Annotated in this window: 20 protein-coding genes; 15 read left to right on the plus strand and 5 right to left on the minus strand. The window is 55.0% G+C overall.

Annotation, left to right across the window (positions count from 1 at the left end; all coding sequences use genetic code 11):
* Nucleotides 1–69 precede the first annotated feature (69 nt).
* On the minus strand, nt 70–2,742 hold the full coding sequence (gene mutS, locus V6U78_RS02300) for a DNA mismatch repair protein MutS (protein WP_405336777.1): 2,673 nt from the start codon (nt 2,740–2,742) through the stop codon (nt 70–72).
* Between the two features lie 135 nt (nt 2,743–2,877).
* Between mutS and V6U78_RS02305 the strand changes: the two genes are divergently transcribed.
* The 15 genes from V6U78_RS02305 (at nt 2,878) to V6U78_RS02375 (ending at nt 16,331) form a co-directional block, all read left to right on the plus strand.
* Nucleotides 2,878–3,387, plus strand: a complete 510-nt coding sequence (locus tag V6U78_RS02305) for a GNAT family N-acetyltransferase (RefSeq protein ID WP_405336779.1) — start codon at nt 2,878–2,880, stop codon at nt 3,385–3,387.
* Nucleotides 3,384–4,151 carry an SDR family NAD(P)-dependent oxidoreductase gene (locus tag V6U78_RS02310; RefSeq protein WP_405336781.1) on the plus strand — a complete coding sequence of 256 codons (768 nt, stop codon included), beginning with the start codon at nt 3,384–3,386 and terminating at the stop codon, nt 4,149–4,151. Before V6U78_RS02305 ends, V6U78_RS02310 begins: the two co-directional genes overlap by 4 nt.
* Before the next feature lie 76 nt (nt 4,152–4,227).
* Entirely contained in the window at nt 4,228–6,201 is a 1,974-nt protein-coding gene (gene dnaX, locus V6U78_RS02315) for a DNA polymerase III subunit gamma/tau (protein ID WP_405336783.1), read from the plus strand.
* A gap of 161 nt (nt 6,202–6,362) precedes the next feature.
* Nucleotides 6,363–6,695: a YbaB/EbfC family nucleoid-associated protein gene (locus V6U78_RS02320; protein WP_405336785.1), complete on the plus strand. Its 333-nt coding sequence runs from the start codon at nt 6,363–6,365 to the stop codon at nt 6,693–6,695.
* Between the two features lie 98 nt (nt 6,696–6,793).
* Nucleotides 6,794–7,408 carry a recombination mediator RecR gene (gene recR, locus V6U78_RS02325; protein WP_405336787.1) on the plus strand — a complete coding sequence of 205 codons (615 nt, stop codon included), beginning with the start codon at nt 6,794–6,796 and terminating at the stop codon, nt 7,406–7,408.
* A 1-nt stretch (nt 7,409) separates the two neighbouring features.
* The gene (locus V6U78_RS02330) at nt 7,410–8,576 is read left to right on the plus strand and encodes a ribonuclease D (protein WP_405336789.1); all 1,167 of its coding nucleotides are present in this window, start codon (nt 7,410–7,412) and stop codon (nt 8,574–8,576) included.
* A 17-nt stretch (nt 8,577–8,593) separates the two neighbouring features.
* Nucleotides 8,594–8,881 carry a YcgL domain-containing protein gene (locus tag V6U78_RS02335; protein WP_405336791.1) on the plus strand — a complete coding sequence of 96 codons (288 nt, stop codon included), beginning with the start codon at nt 8,594–8,596 and terminating at the stop codon, nt 8,879–8,881.
* Nucleotides 8,881–9,348, plus strand: a complete 468-nt coding sequence (locus V6U78_RS02340) for a YcgN family cysteine cluster protein (protein ID WP_405336793.1) — start codon at nt 8,881–8,883, stop codon at nt 9,346–9,348. The genes V6U78_RS02335 and V6U78_RS02340 overlap by 1 nt, the downstream gene beginning before the upstream one ends.
* Before the next feature lie 142 nt (nt 9,349–9,490).
* Complete coding sequence (locus V6U78_RS02345; protein WP_405336795.1) at nt 9,491–9,853, plus strand: hypothetical protein; 363 nt, start codon at nt 9,491–9,493, stop codon at nt 9,851–9,853.
* 32 nt (nt 9,854–9,885) lie between these two features.
* A complete protein-coding gene (locus V6U78_RS02350; protein ID WP_405336797.1) occupies nt 9,886–10,548 on the plus strand; it encodes a YEATS-associated helix-containing protein in 663 nt (220 codons plus the stop codon).
* Between the two features lie 132 nt (nt 10,549–10,680).
* Nucleotides 10,681–12,675, plus strand: coding sequence for a VWA domain-containing protein (locus tag V6U78_RS02355; RefSeq protein ID WP_405336799.1), 1,995 nt, complete (start codon nt 10,681–10,683; stop codon nt 12,673–12,675).
* 30 nt (nt 12,676–12,705) lie between these two features.
* A complete protein-coding gene (locus V6U78_RS02360; protein WP_405336801.1) occupies nt 12,706–13,497 on the plus strand; it encodes a class II glutamine amidotransferase in 792 nt (263 codons plus the stop codon).
* A gap of 99 nt (nt 13,498–13,596) precedes the next feature.
* Complete coding sequence (locus V6U78_RS02365; protein WP_405336803.1) at nt 13,597–14,442, plus strand: AAA family ATPase; 846 nt, start codon at nt 13,597–13,599, stop codon at nt 14,440–14,442.
* A 21-nt stretch (nt 14,443–14,463) separates the two neighbouring features.
* A complete protein-coding gene (locus V6U78_RS02370) occupies nt 14,464–15,639 on the plus strand; it encodes a vWA domain-containing protein (RefSeq protein WP_405336805.1) in 1,176 nt (391 codons plus the stop codon).
* Nucleotides 15,636–16,331: a metallophosphoesterase gene (locus V6U78_RS02375; RefSeq protein WP_405336807.1), complete on the plus strand. Its 696-nt coding sequence runs from the start codon at nt 15,636–15,638 to the stop codon at nt 16,329–16,331. Before V6U78_RS02370 ends, V6U78_RS02375 begins: the two co-directional genes overlap by 4 nt.
* 327 nt (nt 16,332–16,658) lie before the next feature.
* On the opposite strand, the gene V6U78_RS02380 is transcribed toward V6U78_RS02375, so the two are convergent.
* The 4 genes from V6U78_RS02380 to leuS are packed head-to-tail and all read right to left on the minus strand — an operon-like array spanning nt 16,659 to nt 21,778.
* The gene (locus V6U78_RS02380) at nt 16,659–17,654 is read right to left on the minus strand and encodes a zinc-dependent alcohol dehydrogenase family protein (protein ID WP_405336809.1); all 996 of its coding nucleotides are present in this window, start codon (nt 17,652–17,654) and stop codon (nt 16,659–16,661) included.
* Complete coding sequence (gene holA, locus V6U78_RS02385) at nt 17,645–18,670, minus strand: DNA polymerase III subunit delta (protein ID WP_405336811.1); 1,026 nt, start codon at nt 18,668–18,670, stop codon at nt 17,645–17,647. Before holA ends, V6U78_RS02380 begins: the two co-directional genes overlap by 10 nt.
* Nucleotides 18,657–19,169, minus strand: a complete 513-nt coding sequence (locus V6U78_RS02390) for an LPS-assembly lipoprotein LptE (RefSeq protein ID WP_405336813.1) — start codon at nt 19,167–19,169, stop codon at nt 18,657–18,659. Before V6U78_RS02390 ends, holA begins: the two co-directional genes overlap by 14 nt.
* Nucleotides 19,169–21,778, minus strand: coding sequence for a leucine--tRNA ligase (gene leuS, locus V6U78_RS02395; RefSeq protein WP_405336815.1), 2,610 nt, complete (start codon nt 21,776–21,778; stop codon nt 19,169–19,171). Before leuS ends, V6U78_RS02390 begins: the two co-directional genes overlap by 1 nt.
* Nucleotides 21,779–21,935: the final 157 nt, after the last annotated feature.

Genomic DNA, 21,935 nt, shown 5'->3' on the forward strand with positions numbered 1-21,935 from the left:
TCATTTTATGGGTGTGGCAGAGGATCAACCTCCTCTGCATTCTACTCCGGCTGATCTTTTTTTCCAGTCTTACCCCAGAGAGCGGGCTTGTTCCTGCAGCCGATAGAGGGCATCGAGGGCTTGTCGCGGTGTCATCTGATCCAGATCGAGCTGATTCAACTGCTCTAGTGCAGGATGAGGCATGGCCGCAAACAGATCAGCCTGCTGGGGTGTGGATGAACGACGCCCAGCTTGGCGTGCTGTTTTTGCAGGAGCCACGCTGGGCTCTTTGACCGGCCACTCTTCCACTGGCTGCTCTGTGACTCTTGGCTGGGCTGGTGTTTTCGGCGGCGTCGCTGCGGGTGGCGCGCTTTCGAGTTCGGCCAGCTTGAGCTTGGCCTGTTCGATGACCTCGCGCGGGACACCGGCCAGCTGGGCCACTTGCAGGCCAAAGCTTTGGCTGGCTGGTCCGGCCTCAACGCGGTGCATAAAGATCAGGCGATCTTCATGCTCGGTGGCCGAGAGATGCACATTACGGATGCTGGGGTAGGTCTCACTAAGGCAAGTCAGCTCAAAGTAGTGGGTTGCAAAGAGTGTCCAGGCTTGGCGTTCTGCCAGCGCTTGCGCACAGGCCCAAGCCAGTGACAGGCCATCAAAGGTACTGGTGCCGCGCCCGACTTCATCCATCAAGACCAGGCTCTGGCGGGTGGCGTGATGGAGAATATTGGCGGTCTCTGTCATCTCCACCATAAAGGTCGAACGCCCTGAGGCCAGATCATCCGCCGCGCCAATCCGTGTAAAAATGCGATCAATCGGGCCAATTTGGGCGGCTTCGGCGGGGACGGCACTGCCGATATAAGCCAGTAGGGTGATCAAGGCAATCTGGCGCATAAAGGTGGACTTACCGCCCATATTGGGGCCGGTAATCATCAGCATGCGGGTATCTGGATCAAAATGCAGATCATTGGCAACAAAAGGATCACTGACCACCTGTTCTACAACCGGATGTCGGCCTTGAGTGATCTGGATGCCTTCTTGCTCGCTCAAGCAGGGCAGCGACCAACGCAGGTTGGTGGCTCGCTCAGCTAGGCAGGTCAGCACATCGAGTTGCGCCAAGGCGGCGGCGGTCATTTGCAACGCGGCGAGCTGGGTTTGGAGTTGTTGTACCAAGGCTTCATAGAGGCCTTTTTCACGCGCGAGCGCACGGCTTTGGCTGGAGAGGACCTCATCTTCGAACTTTTTCAACTCGGGCAGGATAAAGCGCTCTGCATTTTTCAGTGTCTGGCGGCGCTGATAATCGGCAGGAGCCTGATCCGACTGGGCGCGGCTGATTTCGATATAGTAGCCATGCACACGGTTGTAGCCGACTTTCAGTGACGATAAGCCAGTGCGTTCTTTCTCACGCTGTTCAAGATCGAGCAGATAGCCGCCGGCATGATCACGCAGTTGGCGCAGTTGATCCAGTTCAGCATCATAGCCTTCTGCGATGACGCCGCCATCTCGAATCAACATCGGTGGGGTCTCAACCAGTGCGCGCTTGAGTTCTTGTGCTACTTCAGGCAGTGCCGCGATCTGGCTGTTGAGCTCCTCAAGCAGCGGTGCACTCAAATCGGCCAGCTTGTTTTTAATGTCAGGCAGGCTGGCTAAGGCTTGACCGAGGCGGACAAGATCGCGTGGTCGTGCTGATCCCAGTGCCACACGCGACAGGATGCGCTCCATATCACCGATCTGCTTGAGATCTGCGGCGAAATCTAAGCTGAAAGCCTGCTCTTGTAGCTGTTGCACTGCCTTCTGGCGTGCTTGAATGATGCCGGTGTGGCGCAAAGGCCGCTGGAGCCAGCGCCCTAACAGGCGAGACCCCATAGGGGTGACGGTATGATCGAGCACCGCTAGCAGGGTGTGCTCTCTGCCTCCAGAGAGGTTGGTGGCCAGCTCCAGATTGCGACGGCTGGCGGCATCAATAATCAGCGCTTCATCTTCTTCTTCACGCTGTAATCGATGGAGATGCGGAAGTGTGGATTGCTGCGTTTCGCGCGCATAGTCGAGCAGTACACCCGCGGCAGCGAGTGCCGGGCCGAGCTGCTCACAACCAAAGCCGCGCAGATCATGGACCTGAAACTGTTCGCAGAGTTTGCGCCGCGCCGTATCCTGATCGAACTGCCACGGACTGAGCCGATGCAGACGTTGTGGATCAGGCCAGCAGTGGAGCTGCTCCAAGCCTTCTTCGAGCAGCACTTCTGCCGGAGCAAGACGCGCGATCAGGGCTTCGAGGGCCGAAGTCTCCTCTAGCTCGCTGAGTGTAAAGCGTCCGCTGGCGAGATCTAGCCAAGCGACACCATAGCCCTGCTGTTGTTGGCAGAGGGCGAGGAGCAGATTGTCACGGCGCTCATCGAGCAGAGCTTCATCGGTCAGCGTGCCCGGTGTCAGTATGCGCACCACCTTGCGCTCGACTGGCCCTTTGCTGGTGGCAGGATCCCCGATCTGCTCACAAATCGCGACCGATAAGCCAGCCTTGACCAGCCGTGCAAGATAGCCTTCAGCGGCATGGTAGGGAATGCCCGCCATCGGAATGGGTGTCCCAGCCGAAGCGCCGCGTTGTGTCAGGGTAATATCGAGCAAGGCGGCTGCTTTTTTAGCATCCTCATAAAACAGCTCATAAAAATCGCCCATCCGATAGAATAAAAGGGTATTAGGGTGCTCTTTTTTGATACGCAGATACTGGCGCATCATCGGGGTGTGCTGGGCAAATTCTTCCTGCTGCATGGGTGTTGAGCCTTTGGTGATTCTGATATGTTGATGACAAACAAGAGCGCGCACTTTAGCAAATCACAGACTGGCTGGCATCAGTGAACTTGGGTGTGAAGCTTGATCCAATAGCCTTGAAGGAGAGACTGCTGCATGCAAATACGTTTGGCTGCCCCTGCTGACTTTGAGCAGATCTGGCCTTTTTTTAAAGAGATCGTCGCCGCAGGCGAGACCTATGCTTATCCGCGCGATCTGACACAACAAGAAGCCGCTGCACTCTGGATGACAGCACCGCGTGAGACCTATGTGGTCGAGCAGCAAGGCCAGTTGGTGGGGAGTTATTATCTTAAAACCAATCAGGCGGGGCCGGGAAGCCATGTCTGCAATGCCGGTTATATGGTGGCTGAAGCAGCGCGAGGCCAAGGTGTGGCTGCGGCCATGTGCGCACACTCTCTGGAACGTGCGCGTGCTTTAGGCTATCTGGCGATGCAGTTTAATCTGGTGGTGTCGACGAATCAGGGGGCCATCGCCTTATGGCAAAAAATGGGTTTTGATGTGGTTGGGCGCTTACCGCGTGCCTTTGCCCACCCCACGGCAGGCTATGTCGATGCCTTGGTGATGTATCAATGGCTGGCACCTTCTCTATCTGGGGAAGCAGGATGAAGCCCGAGCATCAGCCTTTAAAAATCTGGCTCACAGGGGCGGGATCAGGCATCGGGCGGGCGCTGGCCTTGCATCTGGCACAGCAAGGGCATCAGCTGGTGGTGTCAGGGCGCAGTGAAGCGCCCTTGTTAGCCTTGGCGGCAGAGCAGCCGCATTGCATCATCCCGCTGGTCTGTGATGTGATCGATGCAGATTCAGTGCGTCAGGCGGCCCAGCGCATTGAGGCCCGTCTGGGCTTTTTGGATCAGGTGATTCTCAATGCTGGAACCTGTGAATATATCGATCAGGCTCAGGTGGATCTGGCGTTAGTGCGACGCGTCATGGAAACCAATTTTCTTGGGTTGGTGGCCTGTGTTGAAGTGGCCTTGCCACTGCTTAAAAAAGTGCCGCTTGGTCATCAGCCGCGTTTGGTTGCCATCTCCAGCGCGGCGGCTTTGGCACCCTTGCCGCGGGCCGAGGCCTATGGCGCTTCTAAAGCGGCGGTCAGCTATTTTATGGAAAGCCTGCGTCTGGATCTGGCTCAGCAGGGCGTGGCGGTGACGGTGGTTTACCCCGGATTTGTGGCCACGCCGTTGACAGCGCAGAATGATTTTCCGATGCCAATGCAGGTCACGGCCGCAGCGATGGCTGAGGCGATCGTACGTGGTGTGGCGCGTGGCCAGCCAGAAATTCGTTATCCGCGCCTTTTTGTTGGTCTGGTGGGTTTTCTAGGGCGGTTGCCGTTTCGATTGCGCCAGTGGCTCAGTCGTAAAATGGTGCGTTGATCCACTCGGGTGCAGGTGTCGCGTCTGCGCCTTCATGCTATCCTTGGCGCTCATTTTCAGTGCAAGAAGATTTCGCATGAGCTATCAGGTTTTGGCGCGTAAATGGCGTCCTAAGAATTTTCATCAGCTGGTGGGGCAGGATCAAGTACGCACGGCCTTGGTGAATGCACTCGATCAGGATCGTCTTCATCATGCCTATTTGTTCACTGGAACGCGTGGGGTGGGTAAAACCACACTGGCGCGTATTCTGGCGAAATGCCTGAATTGTGAGACAGGCATGACCAGTCAGCCTTGCGGTGTCTGCTCGGCTTGTAGCGAGATTGATGCAGGGCGTTTTGTCGATCTGATCGAGGTGGATGCCGCCAGTCGCACCAAGGTCGAAGACACGCGTGAGCTGCTGGATAATGTGCAATATGCGCCAACGCGCGGTCGCTTTAAGGTCTACCTGATCGACGAAGTGCACATGCTCTCGACCCACAGCTTTAATGCTCTGCTCAAAACGCTGGAAGAGCCGCCACCCCATGTGAAGTTTTTGCTGGCCACCACTGATCCGCAAAAATTGCCAGTCACTGTGCTATCGCGCTGCTTGCAGTTTCAGCTCAAGAATATGTCGCCAGAGAAGATCGTGGGACATCTTCAGCATCTGCTGCAAGAAGAGCAGGTGGGCTATGAAGAGCCTGCTTTATGGCTACTGGCTCGGGCGGCTGATGGTTCGATGCGCGATGCACTGAGTCTGACTGATCAGGCGATTGCCTATGGTGATGGTTATCTGGCGACGGCTCAGATTGCCCAGTTGCTGGGCGTGTTGGATCATCGCCACCTGTTGGAATTATTAGAGGCCTTGATCGCGCAGGATGCGGCTGGCTTATTGGCTCAGGTGGCCGAGCTGGCTCAGCAGGCGCCGGACTTTGCTGCTGTCTTGCAAGAATTAGCCAGCCTGTTGCACCGTATGACACTGGCTCAGTGTGCACCCGCCGCCTTGCCACCCGATGTGCAGCATCGAGAAAAACTGCTGGGTTATGCGCGCCAACTGCCCGCGGAAGACTTGCAGTTGTTTTACCAGATCGCGATAGAAGGGCGGCGAGATTTGCCGCTTGCGCCAGATCCACGCACCGGACTGGAAATGACATTACTGCGCATGCTGGCCTTTAAGCCACAGGGCATTCCTGAGCTGCCAGCGATGCCCTTGCCATCTCTCTCGCCCCCTCCAGTTGAGGAGGAGGTGCACTCCCCAAAGCAGAGCGCTGCTGATGTATTGCCGGCTTCTTCATCAGCAGCTGAGTTGACGGATGTCTCTTCTGATGCCTCGCCCCCTGCGACGCAGAACAGACCTCCTTGGGAGGCGCAGGTCGAAGAAGAGGCACTGCACCAACCACCCAGCAGCCCCAGCGCTGCATCTCGACCAACGACAGAGACCGCCGAACCTTTAGCTGTCACTCTGAGCGCAGCCTTGCCTGAAGTGTCTTCAGTGATTGCGCCCAGCCCAGCCGTTGAGCCGCATCTCATCATTGAGCCGCATCCAGTTGCAGCGTCAAGGCCAGAAGAGCCCCAGCTAGAAGAGGCTCATCCAGAAGAGGCTCATCAAGAAGAGACCCAGCCAGCGGTGATCGCCAGCCCCACGCCATCTTCCTCTTTGGTGCTGGAGGATAACGAGTCCTGGCTCAGGGTGTTTGATCAGCTGCCATTGAATGGCTGGCAAAGTGCACAGCTGCGCCAGCTTTGTCTCTTGTCGCGTCAACAGCAGCAGCTGGTTTTTGGTTTACCCCCTCAGGCGGCGGCCTTCTTTGATGCTTCTATGCAGGACACTTTGGCTGAACTCTTGCAACCCTACTGCCCTTGGGCAGAGGGGCGTCAGCCGCAGATCGTGATTCAGGCGGATCAACAGCTGGGGCTGGATTCGGTTATCCTCCGCCGCCAGAAAAATCAGCAGCAACGGCTTGAGCAGACAGAGCAGGCTTTGCGTCAGCATCCACAAGTGCAGGAGCTTCAGGCCTTGTTTGATGCTGAGTTGGATGTGCAGACGTTGCAGCCAAGGGCTCGCCAAGAGTGAACAGCACCTGAGTGCTGATCTCTTGCGCCAAACAGCAGATCGGCTGTGCTGTACCCTGGTGGGATCGGCTTGTTAGAATAGCCAGATGTATCCTTTTCTTTTTCAGGTGTCTGTCGCTGCGCGGGTGACAGAGGCCATCAATGTATCCAGTGAGGTTGATGATGTTTAAAGGTCTAGGTGATATGGGCAAGATGATGAAGCAAGCCCAAGAAATGCAAGAAAAAATGCAGAAGATGCAAGAAGAGGCTGCCAATGCGACCGCAGTAGGTGAATCTGGCGCTGGCCTGGTGAAGGTCACCATGACCGGCCGCCATGATGTGCGCAAGGTTGAGATCGACCCCAGCCTGATGAGCGAAGACAAAGAAATGCTCGAAGATCTGCTCGCGGCCGCTGTCAATGATGCGGTGCGCCGTGTTGAACAGCTCAGTAAAGATAAAATGGCTGAGCTGACTGCCGGTTTGCCTCTGCCTCCTGGTTTTAAAATGCCCTTTTAAGCTCCCTCGTGTCTTGGCTTCAATCAGTGCTTCTGGTTGCGCTGAGGCTGATGAACGATCGAAAAGCGGTATTTTCTTCCCCATGATGAGTTGAATCTATGCATCTCAGTCCTTTAATTGATGAGCTGATCCAAGCACTGCGCTGCTTGCCCGGTGTGGGGCCAAAAAGTGCACAGCGTATGGCATTGCACCTTCTTGAGCGCACGCCCGATGCCGCGCAGCGCCTGGCAGATGTGCTGGGGCGCGCTTTAGCCGAAGTCGGGCACTGCTCAGCTTGTCGCACTCTGACAGAAGAGCCGCTGTGCCGTATTTGTCGCAGTGAGCAGCGTGATGCGAGCCTGATCTGCATTGTGGAAACACCGGCGGATATGCTCGCTCTCGAGCAGAGCGGCATCTACGCAGGCCAGTATTTTGTGCTGCTGGGGCACTTGTCTCCGCTCGAAGGGCTGGGGCCAGAAAGTCTGGGCCTAGATCAGCTGCAAGCACGCCTCGATCAAGAACCCATTGAAGAAGTGATTCTGGCCACCAACCCGACCCTTGAAGGGGAAACCACGGCCCAGTATCTGGCTGAATGGCTTTCTCATCGTGACATCCAAGTGACGCGTTTGGCGCATGGCCTGCCAGTAGGGGGTGAGCTGGAATATCTCGATGGCGGCACCCTCTCGCGTGCCCTTGCTGGGCGCTCAGGCTTTTCTATCCACCAAGAGAAATAACATGAACAGTGACTATGTGTGGATTGCCAGCCATGAAGCCCTTGAAGCCGCCTTACCTGCATGGCAGGCAGCGCAGGAACTGGCTCTCGATACCGAGTTTATTCGTACGCACACCTTTTATCCCCAGCCGGCCTTATTGCAAATTGCCGATGATCAGCAGATCTATTTACTGGATTTACTGGCATTGGATCAGGCGCCCAGCCGTGCGGCATTAGCCAGTTTGCTGGCGAGCGGGCCGACCAAGATCTTTCACAGTGCCGGTGAAGATTTAGAGCTCCTGCACCATTGGCTGAATGTGCGCGTGGCCCCTTTTATTGACACTCAGCTGGCCAGTGCGTTGATCACGCAAGAAATGTCGGTGGGTTATCAGCGTCTGGTTGAAACCTATCTTGATATTCAGCTAGAAAAGGGCGAAACCCGCTCTGACTGGTTGCAGCGTCCCTTGACACCTTCTCAGTGCCATTATGCCGCGCAGGATGTGGAATATCTGCTCGCCTGTTGGCATGCTTTGGCCGCCCAGCTGAGTGTGCAGCAGCGTGAGATACTGGAGCAGGAAAGTGCTTATCAAGCACAAGCCGCCTGTGAGCGCGAGGCCACACCTTGGCTCAGGCTGAAGCAAAACTGGCGTTTAACACCACGCCAACTGACAGTCATTCAGGCGCTGGCCGTGTGGCGTGAAGAGCAAGCCCGGCGTCTGGATCGTCCCCGTAGCCGGATCGCCAGTGATAGCCTGCTGCATGATTTGGCTGAGCAAGGTCCTTCCAGCTTAGTGCAGCTCGGCCAGATCAGCGAAGCCAGCCCTGGTTGGGTCAAGCGCTTTGGCGCAGAGGTGCTGTCAGTGATCGCCGAGAGCCAGGCCTTACCGCCAGAAGAAGATCCTGCGCCACTCTTGTCCCCGCAAAGCCCTGCTTACCGTACGTTGCTCAAAAAACTGCGTGCTGCCTTACAGGCTCTGGCGGCTGAGCAGCAGGTGCCGGTTGAGCTGCTGGCCAAGCGTAAACAGTTAGATTTATGGACCCAGGATTTGGCTGCACAGCGTCCTTTGCATCTATCTGAGGCTTGGCCTGAGTGGCGGCGCTTGGCGCTACAACCGCGGCTCGCGGCTCTACAGCGCGATGTGGGCTATCCCGACGCTTTACTTCAAAATGCTTTACCCCAAGATGCTTGATCTTAAGAGGTTTTTCCATGGTGCAACTGACTGAAATTTATGCCAGCCCACGTCGCGATGAACTCTATCTTTATGTGGATGCAAAACGTGGCCTCAGCTGTGTGCCAGCGGATCTACTCGCTCAGTTTGGCACACCGCGCAAGGCTCTGACACTGGTGCTGGAAAAACACAAAAAACTCGCGCGTGCTGATTATGAGGAAGTGCGTCAGCAGCTGAAGTTAAAAGGCTATTATTTACAGCTGCCGCCTGCCAAAGAGGCTTATCTGCTCGATTTGTATCGTGCACCAACCGAGGCGCGCTACTAATGTCATCCAGTGGCCCTCTATTGCGTCCTCAGTTCTGGGAGCAGCCCCTGGCTGAGCTGAATGAAGCTGAGTGGGAGGCGCTGTGTGATGGCTGCGGTCTGTGCTGCTTGCATAAATTGCAAGATGATGAGACAGACGAGGTCTTCTTCACCGATGTCGCCTGTAATCTGCTTGACCTGCGCACCTGTCGTTGCCGTGATTACCCCCAGCGTCAGCAGCAGGTGCCGGATTGCTTGTCGATTCGCGAGGAGAGTCAAACCGAAGGTGGTGATCTTGTCTTTGAATATCTGCCGTTGACCTGCGCTTATCGTTTGCGCTATCAGCAGCAGCCGCTTCCTGTTTGGCACCCTCTGCTCACCCAGCAACCCTTGAAATCGGCTGCCGTGATGGGCCAGCAGGGCGTGATTCATGAGCGGGCATTGACTCAGGATTTACATGAGCGAATTATCGAATGGGTGCAAGTTTAGGTCTGCCCAGCAGCTTGCAGGATCTTCGCCAAGTCAGGAAAAAGTGGTGTAACAAGGGCTTAAAGCTTTTCATTCTGAGTGAGCGAATCTAGTATAGGCTGGGTGATTCAAGCCGTTTGTCTTTTCAAAACCGAGAGGAGCTATGGAAAGTTTAGTGCTAGGCAGCTGGTTGTTCTATGCGCTGGCCGGGCTGGTGTTGATCGTCGCAAGCTGGAAGTGTTTATTTTGGCTTCCCTTGACGCTGAAGCTGGGGCTGATCTTCAGTCAGCTGGTTTTGCTGGTGATGCCAGCGCGAGTGGTTGAGCAGGACTATGCACCCGCTTTTATTGTTTTGCTGCTGGATAGCTTGATGGGCGTGAGTGACCCCACCCGACAAGCTGAGCAGATCTTGATGCTAGGTGGTGGCATCATCGTGGCTTGGGTATTGGCTTGGTTGCTTGGATGGTGGGTCAAAAAAACGACCGCTCAGCGAGCAACCCCGCCCCCAGCCGAGGCCGAAGAGTAGGAATTTTTGACAGACCAGAGGAAGAGTGAATTATGGTTGTTTTTGTCTTAGTGCTCACGCTAGTGATGCTGATTGCAGGTGTTTTTGGTGGTTTAATCAACTATTACCTGTTAAATCAGGATAATAAAGACATTACTGGCATGCTGCGCAGTGTGGTGGTCGGGGTGGGCGCGGCCTTTTTGGTCCCGGTTGTTCTTGATTTGGTAGGCAGCAGTATTGTCAGCGAAAGTCAGCATGATGCAGGCCAGTTGTTGATCTATACCGGCCTGTGCTTGATCGCTGCAGTGGCCTCTCGCTTCGCTGTCTCTAATCAGACGGATCGGACACTGCGTGCAGCCAATACCGCTCGTGAAGAAGTCGAAGAGCTCAAGCATCAGCTCAAGCAGGTTCAGCTGAGTCTGCTTCCTCTGATTGAAACTGAGACAGAAATGGATCTCAGTGAAGAAGAAGAAAGCAAAGTCCTTGATGAACTTGATGTTGCGGCCACCCAGGTGTTAAAAGTTCTTGGAACAGGTCGATATACCTTCCGTACACAGGCGAGCTTATTTGATGAGCTGGAGTTGGGCGAATCAGATGTCATGAAATCCCTCGGTATCCTGATGAGCAAGGGTCTGGCAGGCAAGATGAATACCAACTGGGGGCTGCGCTGGTATCTGACTGAGCGTGGACGCCGTCTCGCCGAAGCCAGTATTTAACGACACAAATCCCCTGGGATCAGTCAAGCAAGAGGAAGAAACAACATGTTGGGATGCAAAGTGGGGCCTGACCTACAGTGGCATAAGACACTGGGACATACCGCACCATCTGCGGCAAAGACACACCGCTGGGTGGCTTTTTCCCTGCGGTTGATGTTGCTCTGCCTCTTGCTTGGTTTGCTGCGAACACCTGCCTTGGCACAAACACCAGACATCCGCCTGGTCGTGGATATCTCTGGCAGTATGCACCGTACAGATCCAAATAATCTGCGTATTCCTGCAACGCACCTGCTGATCGATCTCCTTCCGGAAGGCGGGCGGGCAGGTATCTGGACCTTTGGTGCCTATGTCAATATGCTGGTGCCACATGGTCAGGTGAATGAAGCTTGGCGGCGTCAGGCGGCGCTGGAGGCTGAAAAAATCAACTCCGTTGCCTTGTTCACGGATATAGAAAATGCGCTTGAGCGAGCCACTTGGGATGCTGCGCGTCCTGCTGCTCATGGCCCACGTCATATCATTTTGTTGTCTGATGGATTGGTGGATATCTCTGAGGCTGCCACAGTTCAAGCGCGCGAGCGTGAGAACCAGCAATCGCGTGATATTATTCTGCGCCAAATGCTGCCACGCCTTGTTGAGGCTGGATTTCAGATCCACACACTCGCACTGTCTGATGAGGCCGATCATGATTTGATGGCCACCCTGGCACAACGCAGTGGTGGTTTGCATGCCATCGCACACACCGCTGATGATCTGATGCCTTTTATGCTGCAGATACTGAACCGGACGCTGCCAGCAGAAGAAGTGCCCTTAATTGATAATCGCTTCTTGATCGATCCAACCATCAATGAATTTACCGCCTTGGTATTCCATCCCCCAGGCGCTGAACTGCACTTGCTTGATCCACAAGGACGCCGCTTTGGTCCATCCACAGCGCATCCCAATGTACGCTGGTATGGCAATGCCAACTATACGCTGGTCACCGTCACGGGGCCGCAAGCTGGACAATGGCAGATTGAAACCGAGGCGCATCCAGATAACCGTGTCACCGTGGTTTCAGATGTGCAGTTCCACACCAGTTCTATTCCCTCGACCTTATTCCGTGGTGATCAACTGGCGTTGGAGGCCTGGTTAACCGAGGAAGGCCGCCCTGTTGATCGGCGTGAATTCTTGCGTTTATTGAATGTTGAGGCACGCCTGATCAAATCAGGACAGACTCTTCTGGCTCAGCCTCTGCTTCTTGATGCCCAGCGTCCTCGTTATGGCGCGACTTTAGACACCTTCCCTGAACTAGGCGAGCAGCAGCTCCAGGTTGATATAGATGGCCGCACCTTCCGTCGCCAGATCAGCCACAGTGTGAATGTGCAGGATGTCGTTGCGGCTTCTGTACAGCTGCCTGAAGATGGATCGGCTGCGCGCCTGATTTTGCGTGCTCAACATCCCGCTTTGCGTCGTCAGCCAATCAATTTTACTGTCACCGCATCAGGTCAGCCGTTGAGCGCCGTCAATCGTGGCGATGGCGAATGGCGTGTCGATTTGGCGAGCCTGCCGCGCGATGTGGCCCACTCTATTCAGGTTCATGTCTCCACTCAGCTTAATGGGCGCGCTGTCAATGTGACTCTGCCCGAAGTGCTGCTCCCCATTGAACGACGACCTGCCCGTGTGATGCCAGAGCCTGCTCCAGTACAAGCCACACCACCTCCGGCCGCTGCTCCTGCCCCTGCCTCTGTTGCTGAGCCAGAGGCCGCTGAGACAGCGCCAAGCTGGGTACCGGCTCCGCCTCCTTTAGCGGTTCCCATTTTGCCTTTGCCTGAGAGTCAGCCGGCTGCTGAGGCCAGTACGTCGCCAGAAGTGGCGGCTGAGTCAGTCGTCGATGCCGCCGCAGACAGAGAAAAGGTAGGCCTTTTTGATCCGATAGAAAGCTGGGATGATCCACGGATGCTGTGGATTTATCTGGCGCTGGCGATTGCCAACATACTCTTGTTTGCAGTGGCCTTCTTGATGTATCGCCGCTTTATTAACAAACGGCGTGAAAAAGCGGCCCAACAGCAGGATGAGACAGATTTTGATGACCTGCCAGACTTGGATGATGCCTTGGATGGCCTAGATGATGATGAGGAACCAAGATGAAGTCGGCCTTGAATCCGAGGATCCTAGTGCATGTGTGAACTGCTGGGCATGAGTGCCAATGTCCCGACAGATATTACCTTTAGCATGGCCGGTTTCTTACAAAGAGGGGGCGCAACTGGCCCCCATCGCGATGGCTGGGGCGTGGCCTTTTACGAGGATGCAGGTTATCGCGAGTTCAAAGACCCGCACCCCTCGATTGCCTCGCCTGTTGCGCGCCTGATATTGGATTATCCGATTAAAAGCCGCATTGTGATCAGCCATATCCGTCAGGCTAATGTGGGTCAGGTGAATCTGGGTAATACCCATCCCTTTTCACGCGAACTTTGGGGGCGGCATTGGTGCTACGCCCATAATGGCCAGTTGGCGGGTTTTCGCGAAGCCTTGCCGCTGAGCTACTTTCAGCCAACCGGCCAGACAGATAGCGAATGGGCTTTCTGTTGGCTACTGGGTGAAATCCGCAAAGCCTTTCCGCATCCACCTGAGCAGCCCGAAGTCTTACAGGCCCTGATTCATCGTTTAGCTGAGCAGCTGCGCACCCTCGGTGTTTTTAATTTACTGCTGGCCGATGGTGAACAGCTCTATGCCTACTGCTCAACAAAGCTGGCGCATATTACGCGCTGTGCCCCTTTTGGCCCCGCCATCTTGAAAGATACCGAGCTCGAAATTGATTTTGCCGCCTGCACAACACCACAAGATGTCGTGAGTGTACTGGCGACCGAGCCTCTGACCACCAATGAAGAGTGGCATATTATGCAACCTGGAGAACTGGTGGTTTTTCAGGATGGCCACTGCCGTGCCCGTTTGCTCAGCACTGCTGGCTAGGTGCTGGTGATGCACAGCATCCTCCATCTTGGCCTCTGGGTTGAATTAGAGCCTTCAATAAGAACTTTCAATCAGCACCCTGAATAAGAGAGACGTACCATGCAATTTACCGGAACTCAGGATTATGTCGCGACAGAAGAACTCCAGCTGGCTGTCAATGCCGCACTGACGCTGGAGCGCCCATTGCTGATCAAAGGTGAGCCGGGGACAGGTAAAACACTGCTTGCGGAGCAGGTCGCCATGGCGCTCGATCGTCCGCTGATCACCTGGCATATTAAATCTTCTACCAAGGCGCAGCAGGGCCTGTATGAATATGATGCTGTCTCGCGTCTGCGCGATTCACAGCTGGGAAATGAAAAGGTGCACGATATCAGTCATTACATCGTCCCTGGCAAGCTTTGGGAAGCCTTCACTAGTGAGCGCCCAGCGGTGTTACTGATCGATGAAATTGATAAAGCCGACATCGAATTCCCCAATGATCTGCTCCATGAGTTGGATAAAATGGAGTTTTATGTTTACGAAACCCAGCAAACCATTAAGGCCAGCCAGCGCCCGATGGTGATCATTACCTCGAATAACGAAAAAGAGCTGCCAGATGCCTTCTTGCGGCGTTGCTTCTTCCATTACATCCGCTTTCCTGATCAAGACACCATGCAAAAAATCGTGCAGGTGCACTTTCCTGATCTGCAGCAGCAGCTGGTACAAAAAGCACTCGAAGTCTTCTACGACCTACGTGATATCTCCGGCTTGAAGAAAAAGCCCAGTACCTCAGAGCTGATTGATTGGATCAAGCTGTTGATGGCGGATGAACTGGCGCGTGATGTGTTGCTGAACAAAGACACTGCTGCAGCTGTCCCCCCCTTATGTGGCGCACTGGTGAAAAACGAACAGGATGCCAGCTTGCTGGAGCGCCTGGCGTTTATGATGCGCCGTCAGCGCGGATAAAGACCTTTTGGATGAATCACTATGCTCATCGAGTTTTTTCAACAGGTGCGCGCTGCTGGTGTGCCCGCCACACCGCGTGAGCTATTAGACCTACTGCGCGCCCTTGAAGCTGATCTGGCCTTTGCCAGCCAAGAAGCTTTTTATCTTCTGGCACGCACTTGTTTGGTAAAAGATGAAAAGCACTATGATCGCTTTGATCTGGCCTTTAGTCATTATTTTGAGGGCATAGGTGATCTTGAAGCTGGACTGGATAAGATCATCCCCGAAGATTGGTTAGAGCAGACCTTTGCCAAGCAGTTAACTGAAGAAGAGCGCCAAAAACTCAAAAGCCTTGGCAGTTTGGATAAGCTGATGGAAGAGTTTAAAAAGCGCCTCGAAGAACAGCAGAAGCGTCATGCGGGGGGCAATAAGTGGATTGGCACGGGCGGCACCTCACCCTTTGGTCATGGTGGCTATCACCCTGAAGGCATCAGGGTGGGCGGGCAGTCCAAAAACCGACGCGCGGTCAAGGTGTGGGAGCAGCGGGAGTTTAAAAATCTGGATGACAGTGAGGCGCTGAGTAATCGCAATATGCAGGTGGCCTTAAAGCGCCTGCGTCAGTTTGCGCGCACTGGCGCACATGAAGAGCTGGATCTGGAGCAGACTATCCGCGCCACAGCGCGTAATGCTGGGCATCTTGATTTAAAAATGGTGCGTGAAAAGCATAATGCGGTGAAGGTGCTGCTGCTGTTCGATATAGGCGGTTCGATGGATGATCATATCGAGCTGGTTGAATCCTTGTTTACCGCCTGCCGCACTGAGTTTAAGCATCTTGAGCACTATTACTTTCATAACTGCCTCTATGAATCGGTGTGGAAGAATAACCAGCGGCGTTTTCAAGAGCGCACGTCAACACTGGATTTGATCCACAAGTACAGCCGTGACTACAAGGTGATTTTTGTCGGCGATGCTTCTATGTCGCCCTATGAAATAGCCGTACCCGGTGGCAGTGTCGAGCACTTTAATGATGAGGCAGGCCAGGCCTGGATGCAGCGTGTGACGGCCACCTGGGATCGCGTTGTGTGGCTGAATCCTGTACCTGAGCAGTATTGGCCTTACACTCAATCGATTGGCATGATGCGCCAGTTGGTGCAAGAGCGGATGTATCCTTTGACTTTGGAAGGCTTGGATCAAGCCATGCGTGAGTTGGTGAAATGACACAAGTGCTGCGTCGCCTGCCTGACAATACCCAAGGACGTGATTGGGTGATCGGTGATCTGCATGGTGACTATGCCGCTTTGATGCAAGCGCTTGAGCAGGCCGCCTTTGATCCTCAGCGTGATCGCCTGTTTTCGGTTGGCGATCTGATTAATCGAGGGCCAGCTTCACTTGAGTGTTTGGCCCTAGTGAAGGAACCTTGGTTCTTTGCGGTACAGGGCAATCATGAGCGGTTGTTTATGCAGGCTGTGCAGGGTGATCGTCATGCTCTGGCCAGCCTGTTTGAGCATGGCGGTCGCTGGATGGGGCTGCACAGCTGGGAAGCACTGCGGCCTTGGGTGGATCTGATCGAAGCCAAAATGCCGCTTGCACTGGAGGTGGCCGTGGCAGGGCAGACCTTCGGCATTGTGCATGCCCAAGTGCCGCAAGATCAGTGGGCCGTGCTAACTCAGTGGCAGGGTGAACCCGATGCTGAGCTGGTCAGGGCCTGCACGACACTGCGTCAGCGTGTCCGTGAAGGTTGGCAGCATCCTGTTCAGGGGATTAATGCGGTCGCCTGTGGTCATACTCTGGTCAAAAAACCGCTCCAGCTGGGCAATGTCTTCGCGCTGGAAACCGGCTTATGCGTCCCCGAGCTGGACGGCTACTTAACGCTGCTGCCCATCTCACAGTTGTTGGCGCAAGTTGGATAGGCATCGCTGAAGGCGGCTTACTGATAGACGCCAGCGCTTAGGACGCCTCTGATTCACTACTGCGCTTGGTCATGCTGCGTTGAAATTGGCCTCAAAATGCTCATTGACTCTGTGTAAACTCCACTTTTTCGATCCATTTCGCCTTGCGACCTACATAGATGTAGGAAGTGCAGCCATTCGTCTGGAACGAATGCTGTCCTGACCTGTGCTCGTGACGCTGATCAGAGGCTCCTTAGCCGCTGCCATTGAGTAACGACTCTGGCTTCTGGCCCTCACAGGATGACGCTGAGGGCCAGAGGTGTGAACTCAGATCCTTTGGCGGGTTCCTTAGATCCCTTCGTGAGTCAAAAGCACCTTGCCAATGGCCTGGCCGCTGGCCAGATAATCATGGGCTTCATTGATTTGATGAAAGCCAAAACGTTTTTCGGCTATCCAGGGGCGAATCAAGCCTGCATCAACCAGCTGGACGATCTGTGCGAGCTGCGCGGCTTCTTGATCTCGCCCTTGGCCGGTGAGCAAAGGCAGAGCACGAAAAACAACATGCAGGCTCAGCCCTTTGCTGTGCATCAAGCTCAGATCTTGCGTGCTGCGTGTATTGATCGACACCACACGCGCCCCAACCGCTGCTGCCGTCATGCTCTGTGCGAGACATTCCCCACCAACACTATCAAAGACCAGATCATAGCCCTGACCTTGTGTTAGGCGGGTGACAGCTTCTTCAATCGATTCTTCTGTATAGAGGCTGACTTGATCTGCGCCCAGTTGACGGGCAATCTCGGCTTTGGCCGGGGTGGAGACCCGCGCATGGACTTCGGCACCGCAAGCCTTGGCGATCTGGACTGCGAAGTGTCCCACACCGCCTGTGGCACCATGAACCAGGACTCTTTCGCCTGACTGCAGTGCGGCACGCTCGATCAAGCCGCTCCAGGCTGTCAGGGTTGCCAGCGGCAGGGTGCCGGCTTCAGTCAGAGGCAGTTGGCGTGGTGCGAGGCTGAGCAGGCGAGCATCGGCCAGCATGAAATCAGCCAGCGCACCCTGAGTGCCTTTTAAGCCACCAGCGCAGCCGATCACGGCATCACCGGGCTGAAACGCGGTCACACCTTCGCCAAGCTGATCAACGTAGCCAGCAACATCGGCATTCAGCAGGGCGGGAAGCTCAGGGCCTGCCGCGACCTGCCCAAAACGAATTTTAAGCTCTAACGGGTTGAGGCTAGAGCTGACGACCCGCAGGCGCACTTGTCCAGGACCAGGCTGGGGATCTGGCCAATCGCTGGCGCTAAAACGCGCATTGGGGCCGTATTCAGTGAGTTGCATCACACGCATGATGGATTCTCCTCTGGAGCTGGACGAGTGGCAAAGCTGCTCACGAGCTGGAGCAGCAGTTCAGTGAAGGGCTCACCCGAGCCCTTGGCCGCGCGATCAACCTGATAAGCCAGCAGCAGCAGCTGATGACTCTCTGCCAGGCTGAGGCGCTGGATCGCTTTCTTATACAAGGGTTGGCGTTGTGGCCAGATACGCCATTGCTGACACTGTTGTTCAAAGTGATGCGGCTGGGCCAAAAGACGCGCCACTTGACGAATTTCACGGCTCAAGGCCCAGATCAACAAAGGGGCCTCTGTGCCCTCGGCTTGCAGGTGATCAAGAATACGCAGCGCACGATCCAGCTGGCCCTCTAGACAGGCATCCGCAAGATCAAAAAGGCTAAAGCGGCTGGCATCCTGAATCAGCTCCATCAGTTGATGGGTGGTCACAGGCTCACCGGGTGAGACGAACAGCAGCAGCTTTTGGATTTCTTGTGCAGCCGCCAACAGATTGCCTTCTACTTTTTCAGCAAGCAAACGCAGCGCATCGGGTTCAGCACTCAGGCCATGCTGGGCTAGGCGTTGTTCGATCCAGCGCGGCAGTTGGGCTGGCGGCACTGGCCAGACAGGAATAAACCAGCCTTGGGCATCCAGTGCTTTGTACCAGGCGCTTTTGCTTTGTGTCGCGTCTAATTTGGCACTGGTGATCAGAAAAATATCCTGCCCTCGATCCTGACGCGCCAAGTCTTGAAGGACCTGGCTGCCTTCTTTTCCTGTCTTCTGGCTGCCAAGGCGTACTTCGATCAATTGTGCGTCACCAAATAAAGACTGGTTCTGGGTCGCTTGCAGTAGCTGGCCCCATTTGAATTGCGGGCCAACATCAAAGATGACTCTTTCTTCGCAGCCTTGCTGACGCGCCTTGTGACGAATGACATCGCTAATTTCGAGCTGCTGTAAGGGCTCATCGCCACTGATCCAGATAAAGGGCGGCAGTTTTTTCTTTAGCTGTGCCGCCAGTTTATCGCTACTGATCTTCACGGTTGAGCTCCAATGAGCGTAGGCGCATCATCAAGAGATCAATCAGATCGTCTTCCATGCTGCGCAGCAGTTCGGCTTTGAGGCTTTGGCGTGCTAAGACGCTATCGCGTGTGGCGTTATAGCGATACTGGCGCTCCGCGCTCCAGCGTTCAGCACGAAACAGCGGCTCAAGATCAGCATCATAGGCAGAAGCCACCAGGGTCAGTTCAAGCGCATACTCTTCATCTTGGCCGAAGATCAGCTGGGTTTCGCGCTGTTCAAGCGCTTCCAGTTCTAGCCGTAGGCGTGCGGGTTGATCGCCTTCAGCGAGTGAGATTCCTGAAGCGCTCAGACGCTGACGCAGAGGCTGAGCCAGGCTTTGGCTGCTGCCTTGTGCCTGCACCTGAATGGGTTGCAGATGCGCTGGCAGCTGGATATAGCCGCGCAGCTGAAATCCGCACCCAGTCAGTAGCAGGCAGATCCCCAGCACAAGGCTGGGGGCACGAAGCCAAGCTCGCATTACTGCGCGACCAGGTTCACTAGCTTGCCGGGGACAACGATCACCTTGCGCAGGGTTTTCCCTTCGAGGTGCTTTTGTACCCGCTCATCAGCCAGAGCCTGGGCTTCGATTTCTTCTTTGCTGGCTGCAGTGCTGACTTCAAGCTGCGCTCTGACCTTGCCGTTGACCGAAACCGCCAGGGTGATGGAAGCGCGCACTAACGCCTGCTCATCGACCAAGGGCCAGCTGGCGCTGAGGAGTTGATCACCACGACCCAGATCTTGCCAGAGTTGGTGGGTGATGTGAGGCGCAATAGGGGAGAGCATCACCACCAGCGCTTCCCAGGCCTCACGCGCGACAGCCAGACTCAAAGGGTCGAGCGCATCAAAGCGGCTCAGGCTGTTGGTGAGTTCCATCATCGCTGCAATTGCGGTGTTGAAGGTGATGCGACGGCCCATATCGTCATTGACCTTTTTAATGGTCTCATGGGTTTTGCGGCGCAGGTCTTGCTGTTCTTCGTTCAGCGCGCTGAGATCCAGCTCACCTGGCTGACCAGCTTGTAAATGCTGATGCAGTAAGCGCCAGAAGCGCTTCAAAAAGCGATTGGCGCCTTCTACGCCACTGTCTGACCATTCGAGAGACTGCTCGGGTGGTGCGGCAAACATCATGAACAGGCGCACGGTATCAGCACCATAGAGCTGAATCATAGATTGGGGATCGACGCCGTTGTTTTTCGATTTCGACATCTTCTCCGTGCCACCGATGACAACCGGTTGGCCATCGCTGATCAGTGTGGCGCTCAGTGCCCGTCCCTTGTCGTCTTTTTCGACTTCGACATCCGCAGGATTAAACCACTGCTTGCCGCCATTGGGCAGTTCGCGATAATAGGTTTCTGCAATCACCATGCCTTGTGTGAGCAGGCGCTTAAAGGGCTCATCCGATTCCACCAGTCCGAAATCACGCATCAGCTTGTGGAAGAAGCGCGCATAAAGCAGGTGTAAAATCGCGTGCTCGATACCGCCGATGTAATAGTCAACTGGCAGCCAGTAGTTGGCACGCTCATCGAGCATGGCCTCATGGTTATCAGCGCAGCAGAAGCGCGCGTAGTACCAGCTTGATTCCATAAAGGTATCGAAGGTGTCAGTCTCACGCTGCCAGCCATCGCCCAGCTCATAAAAGGCGGGCATTTTCTTGATCGGTGAGCCGCCCGAGGCATCAAACTCGACCTCGAGTGGCAGAGCAACCGGTAGATCGGCATCTTGGACTGGGCGAGTCGCACCCTCTGGCCCATTCTCAACAGGAATCGGCGCACCCCAGTAGCGTTGACGGGAAACACCCCAATCACGCAGGCGGTAGTTGATTTTGACTTTACCCTTGCCTTGGCGCTCAAGCTCACCGGCGATGGCATTAAAGGCGGCTTCAAACTCCAAGCCATCAAACTGAGAAGAGTTGATCAGGCGGCCTTTTTCAACAAAGGCGGCTTGGCTGAGATCACATGTCTGCTCTGCTTCGATGGGTTCGATGACCTGCTCAATGGCGATGCCATATTGGTGAGCGAACTCCCAATCGCGCTGATCATGGGCAGGTACGGCCATCACGGCGCCTGTGCCGTACTCCATCAACACAAAGTTGGCGACCCAGATAGGGACATCTTGTCCGGTCAGCGGGTGAATGGCATGAAAACCTGTGGGCATGCCTTTCTTTTCCATCACGGCCAGCTCGGCCTCTGAGGTGCCCCCTTTGCTGCATTCTTCAAGGAAGGTTGCCAAAGCAGGGTTCTGCTCAGCCGCAGCCTTGGCCAGTGGGTGTCCTGCGGCCACGGCGACATAGGTCACGCCAAACAGGGTGTCTGGACGGGTGGTGTAGATCTCTAAACCTTGAGGCTGCACATCAAGGGCAGGCTGACGCAAACCAAAGGTCATTTCAACGCCGCGTGATTTGCCAATCCAGTTGCGCTGCATGGTTTTGACCTGCTCAGGCCATTCCACACCATCCAGATCAGCAAGCAGTTCTTCAGCATAATCGGTGATCTTCAAGAACCACTGGGGAATTTCTTTGCGCTCGACCAGCGCACCTGAGCGCCAACCCCGGCCGTCAATCACCTGCTCATTAGCGAGGACGGTTTGATCGACTGGGTCCCAGTTCACCATCGCGTTTCTTTTATAAACCAGACCTTTTTCAATCAGCTTGCCAAAAAACCACTGCTCCCAGCGGTAGTAGCTGGCGTCGCAGGTGGCAAACTCACGATCCCAGTCATAGCCAAAGCCCAGTGCTTTCAGCTGTTGGCGCATGTAGGCGATATTGTCTTGGGTCCAGGCCGCTGGGGCGACTTGGTTTTGCATTGCAGCATTTTCAGCGGGCAGGCCAAAGGCATCCCAGCCCATTGGCTGGAGTACGTTCTTGCCTTGTAAACGCTGATAGCGGCTGATGACATCGCCGATGGTGTAGTTGCGCACATGGCCCATGTGCAGCTTGCCACTGGGGTAGGGGAACATCGATAGGCAGTAGAATTTTTCTTTCTGGTGATCTTCAAGGGCTTTAAAGCACTGATTGTGTTCCCAGAATTGCTGTGCCTGGGCTTCGAGTTGACTAGGTTGATAGTCAGGGATTGACGTCTGTGAGTTGTCCATAGAATCAAGGCTGCCTTGTGCAAAAAGAGGTGTAATAAGAAGAAAAGAAAGTAACCTCTAAGCATACACCAGCTGAATGGGAATATGTAGCGCTGCTCAGGGCTCTTCTGGAGGGCTCAGCGTGTTTTTTTAAGCCTAAAGAGGCAAGAAAAGCGCT

Origin of the sequence: Marinospirillum alkalitolerans (genome assembly GCF_045055655.1) — a bacterium.
GTDB lineage: Bacteria > Pseudomonadota > Gammaproteobacteria > Pseudomonadales > Halomonadaceae > Marinospirillum > Marinospirillum alkalitolerans.

Coding starts and splice junctions, on each gene's coding strand:
- V6U78_RS02350 (WP_405336797.1), top strand. CDS start 9,886: ATGGTTGTTTTTGTCTTAGTGCTCACGCTAGTGATGCTGATTGCAGGT.
- V6U78_RS02310 (WP_405336781.1), top strand. CDS start 3,384: ATGAAGCCCGAGCATCAGCCTTTAAAAATCTGGCTCACAGGGGCGGGA.
- mutS (WP_405336777.1), bottom strand. CDS start 2,742: ATGCAGCAGGAAGAATTTGCCCAGCACACCCCGATGATGCGCCAGTAT.
- V6U78_RS02360 (WP_405336801.1), top strand. CDS start 12,706: ATGTGTGAACTGCTGGGCATGAGTGCCAATGTCCCGACAGATATTACC.
- V6U78_RS02335 (WP_405336791.1), top strand. CDS start 8,594: ATGGTGCAACTGACTGAAATTTATGCCAGCCCACGTCGCGATGAACTC.
- V6U78_RS02345 (WP_405336795.1), top strand. CDS start 9,491: ATGGAAAGTTTAGTGCTAGGCAGCTGGTTGTTCTATGCGCTGGCCGGG.
- V6U78_RS02375 (WP_405336807.1), top strand. CDS start 15,636: ATGACACAAGTGCTGCGTCGCCTGCCTGACAATACCCAAGGACGTGAT.
- V6U78_RS02330 (WP_405336789.1), top strand. CDS start 7,410: ATGAACAGTGACTATGTGTGGATTGCCAGCCATGAAGCCCTTGAAGCC.
- V6U78_RS02370 (WP_405336805.1), top strand. CDS start 14,464: ATGCTCATCGAGTTTTTTCAACAGGTGCGCGCTGCTGGTGTGCCCGCC.
- V6U78_RS02390 (WP_405336813.1), bottom strand. CDS start 19,169: ATGCGAGCTTGGCTTCGTGCCCCCAGCCTTGTGCTGGGGATCTGCCTG.
- recR (WP_405336787.1), top strand. CDS start 6,794: ATGCATCTCAGTCCTTTAATTGATGAGCTGATCCAAGCACTGCGCTGC.
- dnaX (WP_405336783.1), top strand. CDS start 4,228: ATGAGCTATCAGGTTTTGGCGCGTAAATGGCGTCCTAAGAATTTTCAT.
- V6U78_RS02340 (WP_405336793.1), top strand. CDS start 8,881: ATGTCATCCAGTGGCCCTCTATTGCGTCCTCAGTTCTGGGAGCAGCCC.
- leuS (WP_405336815.1), bottom strand. CDS start 21,778: ATGGACAACTCACAGACGTCAATCCCTGACTATCAACCTAGTCAACTC.
- V6U78_RS02380 (WP_405336809.1), bottom strand. CDS start 17,654: ATGCGTGTGATGCAACTCACTGAATACGGCCCCAATGCGCGTTTTAGC.
- V6U78_RS02305 (WP_405336779.1), top strand. CDS start 2,878: ATGCAAATACGTTTGGCTGCCCCTGCTGACTTTGAGCAGATCTGGCCT.
- V6U78_RS02320 (WP_405336785.1), top strand. CDS start 6,363: ATGTTTAAAGGTCTAGGTGATATGGGCAAGATGATGAAGCAAGCCCAA.
- V6U78_RS02365 (WP_405336803.1), top strand. CDS start 13,597: ATGCAATTTACCGGAACTCAGGATTATGTCGCGACAGAAGAACTCCAG.